General features: G+C 59.3%; 14 protein-coding genes. 11 read left to right on the forward strand and 3 right to left on the reverse strand.

Annotation, left to right across the window (positions count from 1 at the left end; translation table 11 throughout):
- Positions 1-110 precede the first annotated feature (110 nt).
- The 7 genes from PspS49_RS09825 to PspS49_RS09855 all read left to right on the forward strand — a co-directional run bounded on the left by PspS49_RS09825 (position 111) and on the right by PspS49_RS09855 (position 10,697).
- Positions 111-1,445: a SidA/IucD/PvdA family monooxygenase gene (locus PspS49_RS09825; RefSeq protein WP_127926552.1), complete on the forward strand. Its 1,335-nt coding sequence runs from the start codon at positions 111-113 to the stop codon at positions 1,443-1,445.
- Positions 1,446-2,019: 574 nt separating this feature from the next.
- Entirely contained in the window at positions 2,020-4,719 is a 2,700-nt protein-coding gene (gene mgtA, locus PspS49_RS09830) for a magnesium-translocating P-type ATPase (protein ID WP_160039015.1), read from the forward strand.
- A gap of 142 nt (positions 4,720-4,861) precedes the next feature.
- Positions 4,862-5,578, forward strand: a complete 717-nt coding sequence (locus PspS49_RS09835) for an MgtC/SapB family protein (RefSeq protein ID WP_127926554.1) — start codon at positions 4,862-4,864, stop codon at positions 5,576-5,578.
- A gap of 177 nt (positions 5,579-5,755) precedes the next feature.
- Positions 5,756-6,151: a hypothetical protein gene (locus tag PspS49_RS09840; protein ID WP_160039017.1), complete on the forward strand. Its 396-nt coding sequence runs from the start codon at positions 5,756-5,758 to the stop codon at positions 6,149-6,151.
- Between the two features lie 111 nt (positions 6,152-6,262).
- Positions 6,263-6,706, forward strand: a complete 444-nt coding sequence (locus PspS49_RS09845; RefSeq protein ID WP_160039019.1) for a chemotaxis protein CheY — start codon at positions 6,263-6,265, stop codon at positions 6,704-6,706.
- A 135-nt stretch (positions 6,707-6,841) separates the two neighbouring features.
- A complete protein-coding gene (locus tag PspS49_RS09850; protein WP_127930374.1) occupies positions 6,842-7,468 on the forward strand; it encodes a response regulator transcription factor in 627 nt (208 codons plus the stop codon).
- Positions 7,469-7,478: 10 nt separating this feature from the next.
- Complete coding sequence (locus tag PspS49_RS09855; protein WP_160039021.1) at positions 7,479-10,697, forward strand: transporter substrate-binding domain-containing protein; 3,219 nt, start codon at positions 7,479-7,481, stop codon at positions 10,695-10,697.
- A gap of 18 nt (positions 10,698-10,715) precedes the next feature.
- Here the strand turns inward: PspS49_RS09855 and dkgB are convergent, their stop codons facing one another.
- Together dkgB and PspS49_RS09865 are read right to left on the reverse strand one after the other, a co-directional pair.
- Positions 10,716-11,519, reverse strand: coding sequence for a 2,5-didehydrogluconate reductase DkgB (gene dkgB, locus PspS49_RS09860; RefSeq protein ID WP_160039022.1), 804 nt, complete (start codon positions 11,517-11,519; stop codon positions 10,716-10,718).
- Positions 11,520-11,737: 218 nt separating this feature from the next.
- A complete protein-coding gene (locus tag PspS49_RS09865; protein ID WP_160039024.1) occupies positions 11,738-12,646 on the reverse strand; it encodes a LysR substrate-binding domain-containing protein in 909 nt (302 codons plus the stop codon).
- 105 nt (positions 12,647-12,751) lie between these two features.
- On the opposite strand from PspS49_RS09865, the gene PspS49_RS09870 reads away from it, so the two are divergent.
- From PspS49_RS09870 to ycaC, 3 genes are all read left to right on the forward strand, one after another.
- A complete protein-coding gene (locus PspS49_RS09870) occupies positions 12,752-13,618 on the forward strand; it encodes a pirin family protein (protein WP_160039026.1) in 867 nt (288 codons plus the stop codon).
- An 86-nt stretch (positions 13,619-13,704) separates the two neighbouring features.
- Positions 13,705-14,388 (forward strand): isochorismatase family protein, encoded by a 684-nt coding sequence (locus tag PspS49_RS09875; RefSeq protein ID WP_008084027.1) that lies wholly within the window; start codon positions 13,705-13,707, stop codon positions 14,386-14,388.
- 56 nt (positions 14,389-14,444) lie between these two features.
- Complete coding sequence (gene ycaC / locus PspS49_RS09880; RefSeq protein ID WP_127926560.1) at positions 14,445-15,071, forward strand: isochorismate family cysteine hydrolase YcaC; 627 nt, start codon at positions 14,445-14,447, stop codon at positions 15,069-15,071.
- Positions 15,072-15,125: 54 nt separating this feature from the next.
- On the opposite strand, the gene PspS49_RS09885 is transcribed toward ycaC, so the two are convergent.
- Positions 15,126-16,067, reverse strand: coding sequence for a transposase (locus PspS49_RS09885; RefSeq protein ID WP_108227338.1), 942 nt, complete (start codon positions 16,065-16,067; stop codon positions 15,126-15,128).
- A gap of 401 nt (positions 16,068-16,468) precedes the next feature.
- Between PspS49_RS09885 and PspS49_RS09890 the strand changes: the two genes are divergently transcribed.
- Positions 16,469-17,911, forward strand: coding sequence for a mechanosensitive ion channel family protein (locus PspS49_RS09890; protein ID WP_150773980.1), 1,443 nt, complete (start codon positions 16,469-16,471; stop codon positions 17,909-17,911).
- Position 17,912 lies beyond the last annotated feature (1 nt).

Below are 17,912 nucleotides of genomic sequence, written 5' to 3' on the forward strand. Positions count from 1 at the left end.
TCACCGTCCTCGTTCCTACTCAACAGACGATCTGCTGTCCTGCTTCGGGCCGGTCAGGTCACCCAGGCTTTATCCCCACGGTTGAGGGGTTCATCCAGAGGACACTGGAAATGACACAGGCAATTGCATCGCCCATCGTTCACGACCTGATCGGCGTCGGTTTCGGCCCTTCGAACCTGGCGCTGGCCATCGCTCTGCAAGAGCGCGGCCCGATCCAGGGCGAGCTGGATGTGCTGTTCCTCGACAAGCAGGCCAACTACAGCTGGCACGGCAACACCCTGTCGACGCAAAGCGAGTTGCAGATTTCCTTCCTCAAGGATCTGGTGACCCTGCGCAATCCGACCAGCCCGTACTCGTTCGTCAACTATCTGAAGGATCACGGCCGTCTGGTCGACTTCATCAACCTCGGCACCTTCTATCCGTGCCGCATGGAGTACAACGATTACCTGCGCTGGGTCGCCGGCAAGTTCACCGCGCAGAGCCGTTACGGTGAGGAAGTGCTGACCATCGAACCGGTGCTGCACAACCATCAGGTTGAAGCGCTGCGCGTGATTTCCCGTGGCAGCGACGGCCTGCAACATGTGCGCACCACCCGTTCGGTGGTGGTCAGCGCCGGCGGCACGCCGCGTATTCCTGAGGCGTTCAAAGCGCTGAAGGGTGACACTCGCGTGTTCCACCACTCACAGTACTTGTCGCAAATGGCCAAACAGCCGTGCGTGAACAATCAGCCGATGAGCATTGCGATCATCGGTGGCGGGCAGAGTGCGGCGGAAGCCTTCATCGACCTGAATGATTCGTTCCCGTCGGTACAGGTCGACATGATCCTGCGCGGCTCGGCACTGAAGCCTGCGGACGACAGCCCGTTCGTCAACGAAGTGTTCTCGCCGGAATTCACCGACCTGGTGTTCCAGCAAAACAGCGCTGAGCGTGAGCGTCTGGTCAACGAGTACCACAACACCAACTATTCGGTGGTCGACATCGACCTGATCGAACGCATCTACGGCATTTTCTATCGCCAGAAGGTTTCCGGGATCGCCCGTCACGCATTCCGCACCCTGACCACCGTGGAAAAAGCCACCGCCACCGAAAACGGTATCGAACTGGCCGTGCGCAACAGCGCCACCGGCGAAGTCACCGTGCGCAATTACGACGCTGTTGTTCTGGCCACCGGTTACGAACGGCAGATGCACCGCAAACTGCTGGCGCCGCTGGAAGAATACCTGGGCGACTTCGAGGTTGATCGCAACTACAAACTGATCACCGACGAGCGCTGCAAGGCCGGCATCTACATGCAGGGCTTCTGCCAGGCCAGCCATGGTCTGAGCGATACGCTGCTGTCGGTGTTGCCGATTCGCGCGGACGAGATTGCCGGCTCGCTGTACGAGCATGGCAAGAACCGTGGGCATCGGTCGATGGCGGATCTGCTGTTGGCGACTGCCAGCTGATTTTTTAGCGCCTCACATACCGCTTTCGCGAGCAGGCTCGCTCCCACAATGGTTCTGTGTACGCAGGACAAAATGTGGGAGCGAGCCTGCTCGCGAAGGGGCCATTGAAATCACCGCAAAATCCGAATCCTGAACCCTTCCTGAACATCCCCCCACATTCCCCGACTCACTGCCTTTTGCGGGTTTACTCTCCAATCATCGGAGCGTAAGCTTCGCGCGTTTTCATCAATAGCGGAGACCCACAGTGGGTACTTGTTCGAGTGACAGTTGTCGGCCGGTCTCGGTAACCGGCAGATTCTCGGCAAGATAACGCGCAGACTTTCTCTGTCGTTGTCTCGCCGTAAAAGCGAGCAGCGGCATCCCGTGCATGACCCGTCCTGGGCCATGTCTCGACGTCCTTCTCATCGACGCTGAACAGAGCGTGATTTCGACTTCACTGTCGAGATCGCAGCCCTATCGACACGCCTGTCTTTTCTGACCGGCGCGCCAGGCCTTGCCGTGCCGGTTTTTCCGGCGGACGAGGCGCGGCCGTACCTGCTCGACGGTTTCCCGGCTGACCATAGGGGCAACAGCCATGAAACTTACGCTCAAGGAATTCTTCGCAGGTTTTCTGCGGACCCGCCACATCGCCCGGCACTTCCGTCGCCTGGCGCTGCTGGAATCGATCAACGACACCACGGTCAGCCGTGAAGTCCCACCCACGCTGGCCAACACCCTGGTCGATGCCGCGCAGTGCGACAGCGGTGTGTTGCTGTCTTCACTGGGCACGCATGCCGATGGCCTGACCGATTTCGAAGTCGATGCGCTGCGTGCGCAATACGGCCTCAACGAAGTCGAACACGAGCAGCCGCTGCCATGGTGGACGCACCTGTGGCACTGCTACAAAAACCCCTTCAACCTGCTGCTGACCCTGTTGGCGGTGATCTCGTGGCTGACCGAAGACCTCAAGGCTGCCGTGGTGATTTTCTCCATGGTCGTGCTGTCGACGCTGCTGCGCTTCTGGCAGGAAAGCAAATCCAACCAGGCCGCCGATGCGCTGAAAGCCATGGTCAGCAACACCGCCACGGTGATGCGCCGTGACGCGCCACGCAGCGAATTGCCGATCAAGCAATTGGTGCCGGGCGATCTGATTGTGCTTTCGGCCGGTGACATGATTCCTGCCGATTGCCGCGTGCTCAGCGCCAAGGATCTGTTCGTCAGCCAGGCGGCGATGACCGGCGAATCGATGCCGGTGGAGAAGTTTCCGCGTCAGGCTGATCGCGACACGCGTAATCCACTGGAGCTGGACAACATCCTGTTCATGGGCACCAACGTCGTCTCCGGCACCGCTGTAGCGGTGATTCTCACCACCGGCAACAGCACTTATTTCGGTGCGCTGGCCCAGCGTGTTGGCGCAACTGATCGCGCGGTCACTTCGTTCCAGCAAGGCGTGAATAAAGTCAGCTGGCTGTTGATCCGCTTCATGTTCGTGATGGCGCCGCTGGTGCTGTTCATCAACGGTTTCACCAAGGGTGACTGGACTGAGGCGCTGCTGTTCGCGCTGTCGATTGCGGTCGGCCTGACCCCGGAAATGCTGCCGATGATCGTCACCTCGACGCTGGCCAAAGGCGCGGTGTTTCTGTCGCGCAAAAAAGTCATCGTCAAACGCCTCGATGCGATCCAGAACTTCGGCGCCATGGACGTGCTCTGCACCGACAAGACCGGCACACTGACTCAGGACAAGATTTTCCTCGCGCGTAATGTCGACGTCTGGGGTGAAGACTCCGATGACGTGCTGGAAATGGCTTACCTCAACAGCTACTACCAGACCGGCCTGAAAAACCTGCTGGATGTTGCGGTACTGGAACACGTGGAAATCCACCGTGAACTGAAAGTCGGCACGGCGTTTCGCAAGGTCGATGAGATCCCGTTCGACTTCAACCGTCGGCGCATGTCGGTGGTGGTCGAAGGGCGTGGCCAGCCACATCAACTGATCTGCAAAGGCGCCGTGGAAGAAGTCCTGGCGGTGTGCAGCCGCGTGCGTCACGGCGAGGTCGATGAAGCCTTGAGCGATGAATTGCTGACCCGGATTCGTCAGGTCACCGCAGCATTCAACGCTGAAGGCTTGCGCGTGGTGGCGGTGGCTGCCCGCTCGATGCCGGAAGGTCGAGAAGTTTATAGCCTGGCCGATGAGCAGGAACTGACGCTGATTGGTTATGTGGCGTTCCTCGATCCACCGAAGGAAAGCACCGCACCAGCGCTCAAGGCCTTGGCCGAACACGGTGTGGCAGTGAAGGTGCTGACCGGTGACAACGAACTGGTCACCGCGAAAATCTGCCGCGAAGTCGGCCTGGCGCAACAGGGCCTGTTGCTGGGCAATGACGTTGAGCGCATGAGCGATGCCGAACTGGCCGTGGCCGTAGAGACCACCAATGTGTTCGCAAAACTGACGCCGTCACACAAGGAGCGCATCGTGCGCATCCTCAAAGGCAATGGCCACGTGGTCGGCTTCATGGGCGACGGCATCAACGATGCGCCAGCGCTGCGTACCGCTGACATCGGTATTTCGGTGGACAGTGCGGTGGACATCGCCAAGGAAGCGGCCGACATCATCCTCCTCGAAAAGAGCTTGATGGTGCTGGAGGAGGGCGTGCTCGAAGGGCGTCGCACCTTCGCCAACATGCTCAAGTACATCAAGATGACCGCCAGTTCCAACTTCGGCAACGTGTTCTCGGTGCTGGTCGCCAGTGCGTTCATTCCATTCCTGCCAATGCTGCCGATGCATCTGCTGGTGCAAAACCTGCTCTACGACATTTCGCAGATTGCCATTCCGTTCGATAACGTCGACGAGGAGATGCTGAAAAAACCACAACGCTGGCAGCCGGGCGACGTCGGGCGCTTCATGCTGTTCTTCGGTCCGATCAGTTCGATCTTTGACATCACCACGTTCGCCTTGATGTGGTACGTATTCGATGCCAACACCCCGGATCACCAGACCCTGTTCCAGTCAGGCTGGTTCGTGGTCGGGTTGCTGACCCAGACGCTGATCGTGCACATGATCCGCACGCCGAAGATTCCGTTCCTGCAAAGCCGAGCAGCGATGCCGCTGCTGGTCATGACCGGGATCATCATGGCGGTCGGCATCTTCCTGCCGATGGGGCCGCTGGCGCACTACTTCAAATTGCAGGCGCTGCCGTCGCTGTACTTCGTGTTCCTGCCGGTGATTCTGCTGGCGTACATGGCGCTGACCCAGGCCGTGAAAGGTTTCTACATCCGCCGGTTCGGCTGGCAATAACAGCACGGCCAACACCGTTCCCCTGTGGGAGCGAGACTGCTCGCGAAGGCGTTTTTTCAGCCACAGCTGTAGTGGCTGACACTCCGCTTTCGCGAGCAGGCTCGCTCCCACAGGGGGAATTTGTGTTCTCAAGGATTTCATCATGCAAGCCATCAACAACCTCAACCTCGATTCGCTGCTCGACACCCTCGTCAGCCTCAGCGCCGCGTTCATTCTCGGTGGTCTGATCGGCTTCGAGCGCCAGTACCGGCAACGCACCGCCGGCCTGCGCACCAATGTGCTGGTCGCCGTCGGTGCAGCGATTTTCGTCGACATGGCCAACCGTCTCGCCGGCGCTGAAGGCGCGGTGCGCGTGGTTGCCTACGTGGTGTCCGGCATCGGTTTTCTCGGCGCCGGGGTGATCATGCGCGAAGAAGGCAACGTGCGCGGCCTCAACACCGCCGCAACCCTGTGGACTTCGGCGGCGGTTGGCGCCTGTGCCGGGGCCGATCTGCTCGCCGAAGCCGTACTCGGCACGCTATTCATTCTGGCCGCCAACACTTTGCTGCGGCCGATCGTCAACAACATCAACCGCCAGCCGCTGGACGTGGTTTCGGCGGAAGTCACCAATATCGTCTATGTCATCGCCCGCCGCTCGCAGCAGACCGCCGTGTTCGCTTTGCTTGAAGCAGAGCTTGAGCGCAGCAACTACCCAGCCAGCGACGTCGATGTGCATGCGTTCGGCGCCGATGAAATCGAGATCGAAGCGACGCTGGCGACGACGTCGGTCGATGGTGATGAACTGGATGCACTGGTGGCGCGGATTGCGACGTCGGCGTTGGTGGTGCAGGCGTTCTGGAGTCCGAGTACCACCGAATGAACCGCGCTCGTCCGTTCAGTAGCAACGCCACATCCGGTCATGCCGGGTGTGGCTTTTTTGCTTGCTCTCGGCTGTTCTCCATTCATTTTTAAGATTCGTCCTACAGGCGTCACGGCACCTTTTGATTAGCCTTGTCATTCACGTGATGAGCGTGATTTTCCTGGGCTGTGAAAGACTATGTCCTACAAACGCTGGCGAATCCTTATTGCCGACGAGCAACGGGCGCTGCATGTGCGAATAAGCAAATGCCTCAACGAACTCGGCTGTCGCGGCAACGTGTCGGTGTATTCGTTTCGTGAGCTGCTGGGTGCGACGCATTACTCGTCCGATCCGTTTGAGCACTATGACCTGCTGATCATCGGCGCTGAGCTGATGGCGGTCGGTGGAGTCGATCCTTTGCGTTTTTTTCAATGCAACCTGCAGATTCGTCATGCCGTTATTTATGACAAACGTCGCGGCGAGGTGTGCACACAGGCGATATGCAGCACTGATCGACGCTATTTGACCCTGATCCGAACACCGGATCGGCAGACACTCGGCCCTTTGATCGCTGACCTGGCGACAGCACAGTGATGGGCATGACTCGGATGAGTAACCTTTTTTTTCGGATTATTCCTACAGAACCTGCCACGCAGCTTGCGTAGTCTTGCCGCACCCAGAAACCCTGACACCGGGAGATCGATCATGATCAATAAAGCCCTGCGCATCCTGATCGCAGACCCTCAGCATTTTCACCGGATGAAAATCGAGCGACTGTTCAACGGCCTCAATTATTACCGCATTGCTCCGGTGCAGAACCTTACCGAGCTGCTGACTCTGGTGGACTACGGTTGCGAGCCTTTCGATGTGGTGGTCATCAACGCCGAACTCGCTGCAGGCTCGCTGGATCTGACGGGTTTTTTCCTCGATAACCCGCAGGTTCGTCAGGCGTTGATCTACAACGAGCAAACGGCGCCGTTGCAACTGTCCTCCGGCTTCGCTCAGGAAAATGTCCAGATCAGCCATTTGTCACTGCCATCAAAACAGTCGATCGACCAGTTGATGGCGCTGGTCGACGCTCCGGCACGGGCACAGACGTTATCAGCCCCCAGGGTAAATCCGTTGGTGCAGAGCGCTGCGCGTGCATAGAAAATCATTTCCTGCAACTGTCAGATCTGACAGGTGATTTGCGCGCCGTTACGTGTAACAGTCCCTGCGCAGCCACTGAGTCCGGAGCAGCCCCAATCGGTGGCCTGTTCGTCAGACTTTGCATCGGGAGTGGCCATGAAGTCAGCGCTTGTCGTCGATGATCATCCGGTGGTGCGCGCCGCCATCCGAATCGTGTTGCAAGGCGAAGGATTCAAGCGGATATACGAGGCGTCCCAAGGCAACGAGGTGGTGTCGCTTATTCGTGAGCACGCGCCCCAACTGGTGATACTTGATCTGAATTTGCCAGTACTTGATGGACTCGACGTTCTGGAGCGGATAAGGGTCAATTATCCGCGATGCCGAGTGCTGGTTTTCAGTACACACGAACCCATGTTCTATCAGGAGCGCTGTGTGCGTGCCGGAGCCATGGCCTACGTGACCAAAACCAATCAACTGGAACAGTTGCGCAATGCCATTCAGGCAGTCGTTTCGGGACATACCTATTTTTCCGTGCTTCCGGACTACCTCAGCACGCTGAATGCCGTGCAAACCACCGAAAAACAGATGATCGATCAGCTCTCTGATCGTGAGTTGACTATTTTCGTGCAACTGGCGCGGGGCAAATCGAACAAGGCGATTGCCGAGGACATGCACCTGAGCCACAAAACCGTCAGCACCTATAAAACCCGTCTGATGAAAAAACTCGGGGTTTACTCATTGGTGCTCTTGCGCGAATTCGCCAAGCGCAATCATGTGATCTGAGTAATCGCACATGCGGCAGGGATGCTGGATTGTCTGCCTGTGGTTGAGCCTGATCGCCAGTAGTTGGGCGGGTGACGCGCCGCAGGTGCTGCAGGTACTGACCCGTACCGGCCTGGCAAACGTCCAGCTGCGGCTGGACGAGCAGGACCGCCAATGGCTGCGTCAGCACCCGGTGCTACGCATGGGTATTTCCGGTCCGGATTACCCACCGTTCGAGATCACCCGCAATCAACAGGAACTCGAAGGGCTCACCGCCGATTATGCTGATCTGCTGGCGCAGTTGCTCGGCACACGCATTGAAGTCCGGCGCTTTGCCAACCGCGATGCGGTGATGGCGGCACTCAAGCGTGGTGACCTCGATCTGCTGGGAACCTCGAACAATTTTGAAGCCGCCGACCCGGATTTCATCCTGTCCCGCGCTTACGCCGAAGATCAGCCGATGCTGGTAACTCGCCTCGATGAAAAGCTGCCGGCAGATCTTGCCGGCAAGCGCGTGGCCATGGTCGAGGATTATTTGCCACTGGCGAATGTGCAGGGGTTTTATCCCTATGCCAGTGTGCAGCGTTACCCTTCGGCGATGGATGCGCTCGGTGCGGTGGCCTTCGGCGCGGATGATGTGTATCTGGGCGACTTCATCAGTGCCAACTACCTGATCAACACCAATTATCGCAACGACCTGCAATTGGCCGGCCCGTCGGGGCTGGACGCCAATTCGTTCGCTTTTGCCTTGTTGCGCAGCGATGTACGCCTCAAGCGCATCGTCGACAAGGTGTTGACCGCCATTCCCATGGAGCATCGCCAACGCATCGAGCAGCGCTGGAGCGTCGGCCTTGCCGAGATGGCTGAACAATCACGGGTACAACTCAGTGCCAGTGAGCAGGCCTGGCTGGACCAGCATCCACGGGTGCGGGTCGGTGCCATCGACGATTTTGCGCCGCTGACTTTTTTTGATGCCGACGGCCGCTTCAACGGGTTGTCCGCGCAGTTGCTGAGTGTGATCAGCCAGCGCAGCGGATTGAATTTTGAAATCGTGCGCGGTGTGTCGCTCGATCGGCAGATCGAACAACTCAAGGCCGGTGAGCTGGATGTGTTGCCAGTGGTGACGCCGAGCAGCGAGCGCGAAACCGAACTGCAATTTACTCGCGCCTATCTGAACAATCCGTTTGTGCTGGTCAGTGCAATCACCGCGCAGGGGCCGCTCAACCTTGATGACCTGGCCGGTAAACGGCTGGCGATTTATCGCGGCCACCCGTTGCGCGGATATCTATTGGAACGCGTGCCGGGCATCCGTCTGATCGAAGTCAAAAGCCCTGCCGAAGGCATGGCGCTGATTGCCAAGGGGCAAGTCGACGCCACGGTGAGTTCGTTGCTGGTGGCGCGCTTTCTGATCGCCCGGCACTACCGCGAACGTCTGCGCATTACCGGCACGGTCGGCGATCAACCGGCGCGCATTGCGCTGGCGACCGCACCGCAAATGCCCGCACTGCATTCGATCCTGAACAAGGCGTTGTTGAGCATCGCCCCACAACAGATGGACGAGTTGGTTGAACGCTGGAGCCACGATGTGGTGGTGGATGACAGTTACTGGTTACAACATCGCCGCGAGATTCTCCTCGGCTTTGCCGGTGCGGCGGTCTTGCTGGCACTCGCGCTGGCCTGGATCGTTTTTCAGCGCCAGCAGATCCGCCGACGCCAGCAATGGTTGCAGCAATTGCAGGAAGCCAAGGACGCAGCAGACGATGCGAATCGGGCGAAAACCACGTTTCTGGCGACCATGAGCCATGAAATCCGTACACCGATGAATGCCTTGATCGGCATGCTCGAACTGGCCCTCAAGCGCGCAGAAGAAGGCGTGACCGATCGTCTGGCGATTCAGGTGGCGTCCAATGCCGGGCAACAATTGCTGGCGCTGATCGGCGACATTCTCGACATCGCACGGATCGAGACCGGGCACCTGTCACTCGCGCCCGAACGCGCCAACCTGCGCGAACTGGTGGCGTCAGTGTGTCGGGTGTTTGAAGGGCTGGCGCGGCAGAAGCGCTTGTTGTGGCACATCGAACTGGATCCCCGCAGCAACGTTGATGTGCTGATTGATCCGACGCGGTTCAAACAAGTGCTATCGAATCTGCTGAGCAATGCAATCAAGTTCACTGAAGAAGGCGAGGTCAGTCTGCGGCTGGTGGTGAGCGCAGCGGTGACAGAAACACTGGCCGTGAAAGTGCGGATCGAGGACAGCGGGGTCGGGATCAGCCACGACGATCGGCGGCGCTTGTTCAGCCCGTTCGTGCAGGCGAGCAATCACTCGCAATCGGCACGCAGCGGCTCCGGGCTGGGCCTGGTCATCAGTCGCAGCCTCTGCGAAATGATGGGCGGCACGCTGCGGCTCGACAGTGCGCCGGGCGAGGGAACGCAAGTCGAAGTCAGTCTCGAACTGCCGCTGTTGGCCGCCCTCGCTCAGACCCCGGCACCCCCGCAAGCCGTCGTTGCTGCTGCGTGTTCTCTGAGTGTGCTGGTGGTGGACGATCATCCGGTGAACCGTCTGCTGCTGTGCTGGCAGTTGAGTCAACTCGGCCATCGCACGGTCGACACCGAAAACGGCGATGAAGGCCTTGAGCGCTGGCGCACGCAAGTGTTCGATGTGGTGATCACCGATTGCAATATGCCGAGGCGCAACGGTTATCAACTGGCGCAGGCCATTCGTGAAGAAGAAGCGATTGCCGGGCGCAAGCCTTGCCTGATTCTTGGCTTTACCGCCAACGCGCAGGCCGAGGAACGGACGCGCTGCCTGAAGGCTGGCATGGACGAGTGCCTGTTCAAACCGATCCGCTTGCACGATCTGGCGCAGGCATTGACGGCGGCCAGTCATTGCGACATCGCGGCGGCCTCCAGCGCGGCGCCAGCATTGGCGGAGATCGATCTGAGCACCCTGGAGCAAATGGCCGGGAATGATCGTGGCTTGATCGAGCATTTACGCAAGGAGGTGCTCAACAGCTTGCACCTCGATCTGCAACGTCTGGATCTGTTGCAGCAAGGCCAGGATCGCGCGGGGCTTCGCGAACTGGCTCATCACATCAAGGGTGGGGCGCAGATGGTCGGGGCCGCGCGGGTGGTGGCGGCGTGTATCGAGCTTGAGCAGGCGTGCAGCGAAGCGCACGCGGCGCCGTTGGGCATGGCAAGCGATACGTTGCGCGAGGCCATGGCCGGCCTCGCGCAACATCTGCAATCCTGAACTGGCAATATTGCTGAATCAGTCCCAGTCTGGCGCGATGCCTTTCGGGCTGGTCAGGCGATGGCCGCGATCCAGCGTGGCAATCAGCGCCATGTCGGCATCGCTCAAGGTCAGCGCCGTGGCGGCAAGGTTGCTTTGCAGGTTGGCGCGTTTGGTCGACGACGGGATCACCGCATAGCCCGACTGCATTGCCCAGGCGAGGGTGACTTGTGCCGGGGTGGCTTGCCGGCGTTCGGCGATCTGCTGGATCAGCGGGTCTTTCAGCACTTCACCGTAGGCGAGGGTCATGTACGAAGTGATGTGGATGCCTTGGCTGCGGGCAAACTCGACGACTTTACGGTTTTGCAGGTACGGGTGCAGTTCGATCTGGTTGGTCGCGATGTTTTCTGCACCGACCGCAGCAATCGCCTGCTTCATCAAATCGATGGTGAAGTTGGAAACACCGATCTGCCGGGTCAGGCCCAGGCATTTGGCTTCGAGCAGGGCGCCCATGAATTCTTCCACCGGGACCTGGTTTTCCGGCGACGGCCAGTGAATCAAGGTCAGGTCGAGGTAGTCGGTCTGCAATTTCTGCAGGCTGTCCTTGAGGCTGTCGATCAAGCGATCCTTGGCGAAGTTGGCGACCCAGATCTTGCTGGTGAGGAACAGCTCTTCGCGCGGGATGCCACTGGCGGCGATGGCCTCGCCGACATCGGCTTCGTTTTCGTAGATTTGCGCGGTGTCGATGACCCGGTAACCGAGTTCGAGGGCGGTACTTACCGAATCGATGACCACCTGGCCTTGCAGACGAAACGTACCGAGACCGAAAGCGGGAACAGACATGAAAGACTCCAGAGGTTGCAGTGGGAATGGGCAGGAGTATCCGCGTCTGTATCGTTGAGAAAAACCGCTGGTGGGGCAAAGCACTGTTGACCGGAAGTCATGAATCATTTCCAGGATTTGTGTTGTCCGGGCTGGCCTCTTCGCGAGCAGGCTCGCTCCTACATTGGAATGCGTGCTCATGTGGGAGCGAGCCTGCTCGCGAAGGGCGCACCGCCGATTCAGGCAATGTCGCTGCGGGCAAACTCCTCCCCGAGAAAATCAATCAACGTCCGCACCGACGGCAACAACCCGCGTCGCGACGGAAAGATCGCATGCACCACTCCGCACTTCGGCGCCCAGCCCGGAATCAATTCCACGACGCGTCCGGCGGCAATGTCCTCTCGCACGACTACGCTCGGCAGATGCGCCACGCCAACCCCGGCAATCACCGCCTGACGCAAGGCAATCAAGTCATCGGTGACCATCCGCGGCGTATGGCGGATCAGCGCCGTGTTGCCATCCGGCCCCAGCAACTCCCACTGATATTCCCGCTGCGCCGCGCCCCAATGCAGGCTTGGCAAACCATTGAGGTCAGCGGGCGAGGGCGGTGATGACAGGCGTTCGACAAACTGTGGGCTACCGACCACCGATTGCGTGCTGTTGCCCAACACCTTCATGACCATGTCGGTGTTTTCCAGCGGCGGAAAACGCACGCGCAGCGCGATGTCGAACCCTTCATGAATCAAGTCGACCCGGCGATTGGTGCTCTCGATGAACAACTCCACCAGCGGGTACTTGAGCATGTAACGCGTGAGCATCGGCCCGACCCAGGAGTTGAGCAGCGCCGTCGGGCAACTCAGGCGCACCAGACCCTGCGGTTCGGAGCGGTTGCGTTCAATCAGTTCGGCGGCGCTCTCGGCTTCGATGCGCATGGCCAGGCAACGCTGGTAATAGGCCTGGCCGATTTCGGTCAATGAACAATGACGGCTGGTGCGGTGCAGCAGGCGCACGCCGAGGCGTTCTTCCAACTCGGCAATGCGCCGGCTGAGTTTTGATTTGGGCATGTCCAGCGCGCGCCCGGCGGCCGCGAATCCGTGGTGCTCGACCACTTGGGTGAAGTAGTAGAGGGTGTTGAGGTCTTCCACCATCGTTCTCCAGATAGAACGCTAAGGCTGATTTTTGCAGTCTAGTGCATTAATGGTCATGGATTTAAGCTTAATCCATCGCATCACTCACCCCCATTGGAGACAACCATGAAAAACATCATCGGTATCTATACCAGCCCGCGCGGCCATTGGGTCGGCGATGGTTTCCCGGTTCGCACGCTGTTTTCCTACGACAACCTGGGCAAACACATCAGCCCGTTCCTGCTGCTCGATCACGCTGGTCCAGCCGATTTCACCCCGACCACCGAACGGCGTGGCGTTGGTCAGCATCCGCACCGTGGTTTCGAAACCGTGACTATCGTTTATGAAGGCGAAGTGCAGCACCGCGACTCGACCGGCAGTGGCGGCGTGATCGGCCCGGGCGATGTGCAATGGATGACCGCCGCTTCCGGAATCCTCCACGAGGAATTTCACTCGGAAAACTTCGCCAAAACCGGCGGCAAACTGGAAATGGTGCAGCTGTGGGTCAACCTGCCGGCCAAGGACAAAATGGCCGCGCCGGGCTACCAGACCCTTCTCGACAGCGACATCCCGAGCATCGCGCTCAAGGACAACGTGGGCAGCCTGCGCCTGATCGCCGGTGAATTCGATGGCCACACCGGCCCGTCGCGCACCTTCACACCGATCGACGTGTGGGATCTGCGCCTCAACGCCGGCAAATTGTTGACGCTGGATCTGCATGAAGGCCGCAACACCGCGCTGGTGGTGTTGAAAGGCTCGGTGCAGGTCAACGGTGTGGAAGCGGTGCGCGAAGGGCAGTTGGCGCTGTTCGAACGTGACGGCCATCAGATGACGCTCGAAGCCAGCCAGGATGCCGTGGTGTTGCTGCTCAGCGGCGAGCCGATCGACGAACCGATCGTTGGCCATGGCCCGTTCGTGATGAACACCGAGCAGGAAATCCACCAGGCGTTCGCCGACTTCCAGTCCGGCCGCTTCGGCCAGATGCACGCTTAACGCACCACCACTCCGCTCTACACAGGACGCGTAGGCCGGTTCGCAGGCCAGGGATGGCTATTGCCTAAAGAAAAGAGGACACGCACATGAATACTGTCAATGCAGCGAACTTCGACGGCCAGAAACCGACCATCGATGCCAGCGACGCGGCCATGTTGTTGATCGACCATCAGAGCGGTCTGTTCCAGATCGTCAAAGACATGGACGTGCCGCAACTGCGCGCCAACGCCGTAGCGCTGGCGAAAGCGGCGACCCTGCTGAAGATGCCGGTGATTACCACGGCATCGGTGCCGCAAGGGCCGAACGGGCCGTTGATCCCGGAAATTCACGAAGCCGCGCCGCATGCGCAATACGTGGCGCGCAAGGGCGAAATCAATGCCTGGGATAACCCAGAGTTTCACGCGGCAGTCAAAGCCACCGGCAAGAAAACCCTGGTGATCGCCGGCACGCTGACCAGCGTCTGCCTGGCGTTCCCGTCCATCGCCGCTGTGCATGAGGGCTACAAGGTGTTCGCCGTGGTCGATGCGTCCGGTAATCACTCGAAACTCGCCACTGATCTGACAGTTGCCCGTTTGGCCCAGGCCGGGGTGGTGCCGATCGACATCATGGCTACGCTTTCCGAGCTGCAGGGCTCGTGGAACCGTCCCGATGCCGAGCAGTGGGCGGCCGTCTACGCCCAGGCCATGCCGCATTATCAATTGCTGATCGAGAGCTACCTCAAGGCTCAGCAAGTCGCGAACGAACACGAAGTGCTGGATTCCCAGCGCTGATCGAGTCCCCGGAGGTCGACCCTCGTCGGCCTCTACCACCCGCGAGGATTACTGCAATGACCACTCAATACAAACGTCTGGATAAGAACAACGCTGCGGTACTGCTGGTCGACCATCAGGCCGGGCTGCTGTCGCTGGTGCGCGACATCGAGCCGGACAAGTTCAAGAACAACGTGCTGGCGCTGGCCGATCTGGCCAAGTACTTCAAGCTGCCGACGATCCTCACCACCAGTTTCGAAACCGGCCCCAACGGCCCGCTGGTGCCGGAGCTGAAAGCGCTGTTTCCGGAGGCGCCGTACATCGCCCGGCCAGGCCAGATCAACGCTTGGGACAACGAGGATTTCGTCAAGGCGATCAAGGCGACTGGCAAGAAACAACTGATCATTGCCGGTGTAGTGACGGAAGTTTGCGTGGCGTTCCCGGCGCTGTCGGCATTGGAAGAGGGCTTTGATGTGTTCGTGGTGACCGATGCGTCCGGTACGTTCAACGAACTGACTCGCGAATCGGCGTGGAACCGCATGTCCAGCGCCGGTGCGCAATTGATGACCTGGTTCGGTCTGGCCTGCGAGCTGCACCGCGACTGGCGCAACGACATCGAAGGGCTGGGCACGCTGTTCTCCAACCACATCCCCGACTACCGCAACCTGATGACCAGCTACAGCACCCTGACTAACGGTAAATAACCCCGGGCCACACCGCAGTCCCCTGTGGGAGATTCTATGGTTGAGGGGAAGCCCTCAACTGACTTTTGTCTGATATTCGCTTTGCCCTTTCAGCAAGGCGAATACCACCCGAGCAAGTTTGCGAGCCAGCATCACCAACGCCTGCGTGGTGCTGAAACCCCGTGCTCTTTGGGCTTCGTAAAACCCTTTCCAGGCTATCGTACGGCTAGCCGACATCGCTGCGTTGTGCAAAAGTCGGCGGGCCTCGGGGTCTCCGCGCTTGGTCAAGCTGCGGCGACCGTCCTTTTGCCCTGATTTCGATACCCGTAAATCCATGCCCAGGAAGGCGATAAACGCATCCGCGTTGCTAAATTCCCCCCGCTGAAACGCCGTGAGCAGGCGCGCTCCGGTCAGAAATCCAATGCCCTCAACTTTCAGGCAACGCTTCAATTGGCCGAGCAAACCGGCTTGTTTGAGCTGATCGTTGATCGTCTTTTCGATCATCGTTTCAAGCCGCTGCATGGATTTTATTTGTTCAGCAAAAGCTGCCTTCAACAGCGGCTCATTCGACCAGCTCTGCACCAGGCCGACCCTTGCCTGGACCAAAGCCGCGCGGCGGCGGAAAAGGCTCAGGAGCTGGCGGTACAGCGGTGATGGCGGGGTCCAGGGGCGCAACTCCTCGGCTTCGTTCTTCAGGTAACGGGCCAGCAACTTGGCGTCCAAGGCGTCGGTTTTGGCGCGGATCTTCACGCCTTCGCGGTAATGTTTGAGTTCATAGCCGCCCACCATGTAAATCGTGCAACCGGCCGCATAGGCCAAATCAGCGAATTCCAGGTGGTAGATGTTGGTTGCCTCAATGGCAATAGACACGGGGCCGAGCAAGGCCTTCAGCCACTGCTTGATGGATGTTTTGGTGTTGGGAATCGCTTCAAGCAGATCGCTATCGGCCTGATAAATCACCAGTTCATTTTTGGCGACATCCACGCCAACGATCGGATTTGATAGAGCGACTGGCATTGCCACAGGATTTCCTCCGGGATAAGGTTTGAGCACTTGAAGGGCTCACCCAGAGGCGCAGGCTTGTTCCTATCGTCGGTCTAGCCAGATGCATTCTTTATCGGCGCTTGGGTGAAAGGAGGAGGGGCGAAATCTCCCACGGTCTGTGCTGCGTCAACAGTCAGAATCGAGCCTTGTCCCTCCTCCTCCCTTCAAGTCCTACCATACAAGCGAGCCTGCTCGCGAAGGCGTCATGTCAGTCGATGCACCTTTGACTGATCGACCGCATTCGCGAGCAGGCTCGCTCCCACATTTCGTTTTGTGGTGTTTTGGCGCGGGCATTCATGCTCTGAAATCAATTGCTCCTACACTTGCTCAATCTGTGCGATCTTCTCGCGATTGGCCCCCGTCGGAGTTGTTTGATGCTGTCTCTGCTCACCGAACACCCGTTGTTCTGCGCGTTGATCCTGATCCTCCTCGATCTGGGCCTGTGGCGTCTGATCAGTTCCCATGGCAGTGAGTGGAAACTGCTGGTGCGGGTGCTGATTTTCACGCTGTTCAGCGTGCTGCTGTTCAACGAAGGCCTCAACCCGATGGAGCCCGCACCGTGGGCCGACAACGTGCCGCTGCACCTGGCGGCGACCGGCTTGCAGATTGGCTGGTGGCTGTTCGGCGCGCGGACTTTGACGGTGTTGATCGGTGCGGTAATGATGCAGCGAGTCGGTCACACCGGGCGGCTGTTGCAGGATTTGCTCGGCGCGGTGATTTTCCTTATCGCAATCATCGCGGCGCTGGCCTATGTGCTGGATCTGCCGGTCAAAGGTGTGCTGGCGACGTCCGGTGCGCTGGCGATCATCGTCGGTCTGGCTTTGCAGAGTACGTTGAGCGATGTGTTCTCCGGGATCGTCCTCAACACCACCAAGCCTTATCAACTGGATGACTGGATCTCGATCGACGGCACCGAAGGGCGGGTTACCGACATCGACTGGCGCGCCACACGCCTGCAAACCAGTCAGGGCAGCATGGCGGTGATTCCCAACTCGCTGGCGGCCAAGGCCAAGATCATCAACTTCAGTCGGCCGAGCAACATGTTTGGCGTCGCAGTCAGCGTGCAGGTCAGCCCGCATGCGCGGCCCAGTTCGGTGATCGATGCGCTGGAGCGGGCCATGCAGGGCTGCCGTCAACTGCTCGACACGCCTGCACCGAGCGTCGCCCTGAAAAGCTCCGGCAGCAGTGGCGCGGAATACGAGATCAGCGGTTTCGTCGCTTCGATGGGTGAGAAGCGCGTGGTGCGCAATCAACTGTTTGACCTGGCGTATCGGCACTTGCAGGCGTCCGGGGTCAATCTGCTGTCGAGTGATGAAAGCACTGCGCCGACCAATTTGTCGCGACCACGGGCGCTGCTCGACAGTTCGCCGATCTTCTCGACCCTGCGCCAGGAAGAAAAAGACACCTTCAGTCAGAACATGAGCCTGCAAACCTTCCGTGCCGGCGAAGTCATTCTCGCGGGCGGCGAGGTCAGCGATCATCTGTTCATTATTGAGTCCGGTGTGGTGTCGGTGACTTTGAAGCGTCACGGCACGCCGTTCGAATCCGGGCGCATGGGGCCGGGCGAGGTCATCGGCGAGGCGGGGATTCTGTCCGATTCCTCGTTGCCGGCGGACTTTTCGGCGAAAACCTTTTGCGTGCTGTACCGCATTGAAAAGTCCTACCTGAAGCCATGCCTCGATGCCCGTCACGACATCAACGACGCGATGCAAGCCTTGCTCGATTATCGCCTGCACAAGGCGCAATCGCTGACCGAGGAAACACCGGTGGTCGCACCGAAAAAAGGCTTCCTGCAATGGCTGCGCAATCGCGCCTGAG

It is taken from the genome of Pseudomonas sp. S49, from assembly GCF_009866785.1.
GTDB lineage: Bacteria > Pseudomonadota > Gammaproteobacteria > Pseudomonadales > Pseudomonadaceae > Aquipseudomonas.

Excerpts from the sequence above, each read along its gene's own strand:
- PspS49_RS09825 (WP_127926552.1), top strand. The coding sequence starts at position 111 with ATGACACAGGCAATTGCATCGCCCATCGTTCACGACCTGATCGGCGTC.
- mgtA (WP_160039015.1), top strand. The coding sequence starts at position 2,020 with ATGAAACTTACGCTCAAGGAATTCTTCGCAGGTTTTCTGCGGACCCGC.
- PspS49_RS09835 (WP_127926554.1), top strand. The coding sequence starts at position 4,862 with ATGCAAGCCATCAACAACCTCAACCTCGATTCGCTGCTCGACACCCTC.
- PspS49_RS09840 (WP_160039017.1), top strand. The coding sequence starts at position 5,756 with ATGTCCTACAAACGCTGGCGAATCCTTATTGCCGACGAGCAACGGGCG.
- PspS49_RS09845 (WP_160039019.1), top strand. The coding sequence starts at position 6,263 with ATGATCAATAAAGCCCTGCGCATCCTGATCGCAGACCCTCAGCATTTT.
- PspS49_RS09850 (WP_127930374.1), top strand. The coding sequence starts at position 6,842 with ATGAAGTCAGCGCTTGTCGTCGATGATCATCCGGTGGTGCGCGCCGCC.
- PspS49_RS09855 (WP_160039021.1), top strand. The coding sequence starts at position 7,479 with ATGCGGCAGGGATGCTGGATTGTCTGCCTGTGGTTGAGCCTGATCGCC.
- dkgB (WP_160039022.1), bottom strand. The coding sequence starts at position 11,519 with ATGTCTGTTCCCGCTTTCGGTCTCGGTACGTTTCGTCTGCAAGGCCAG.
- PspS49_RS09865 (WP_160039024.1), bottom strand. The coding sequence starts at position 12,646 with ATGGTGGAAGACCTCAACACCCTCTACTACTTCACCCAAGTGGTCGAG.
- PspS49_RS09870 (WP_160039026.1), top strand. The coding sequence starts at position 12,752 with ATGAAAAACATCATCGGTATCTATACCAGCCCGCGCGGCCATTGGGTC.
- PspS49_RS09875 (WP_008084027.1), top strand. The coding sequence starts at position 13,705 with ATGAATACTGTCAATGCAGCGAACTTCGACGGCCAGAAACCGACCATC.
- ycaC (WP_127926560.1), top strand. The coding sequence starts at position 14,445 with ATGACCACTCAATACAAACGTCTGGATAAGAACAACGCTGCGGTACTG.
- PspS49_RS09885 (WP_108227338.1), bottom strand. The coding sequence starts at position 16,067 with ATGCCAGTCGCTCTATCAAATCCGATCGTTGGCGTGGATGTCGCCAAA.
- PspS49_RS09890 (WP_150773980.1), top strand. The coding sequence starts at position 16,469 with ATGCTGTCTCTGCTCACCGAACACCCGTTGTTCTGCGCGTTGATCCTG.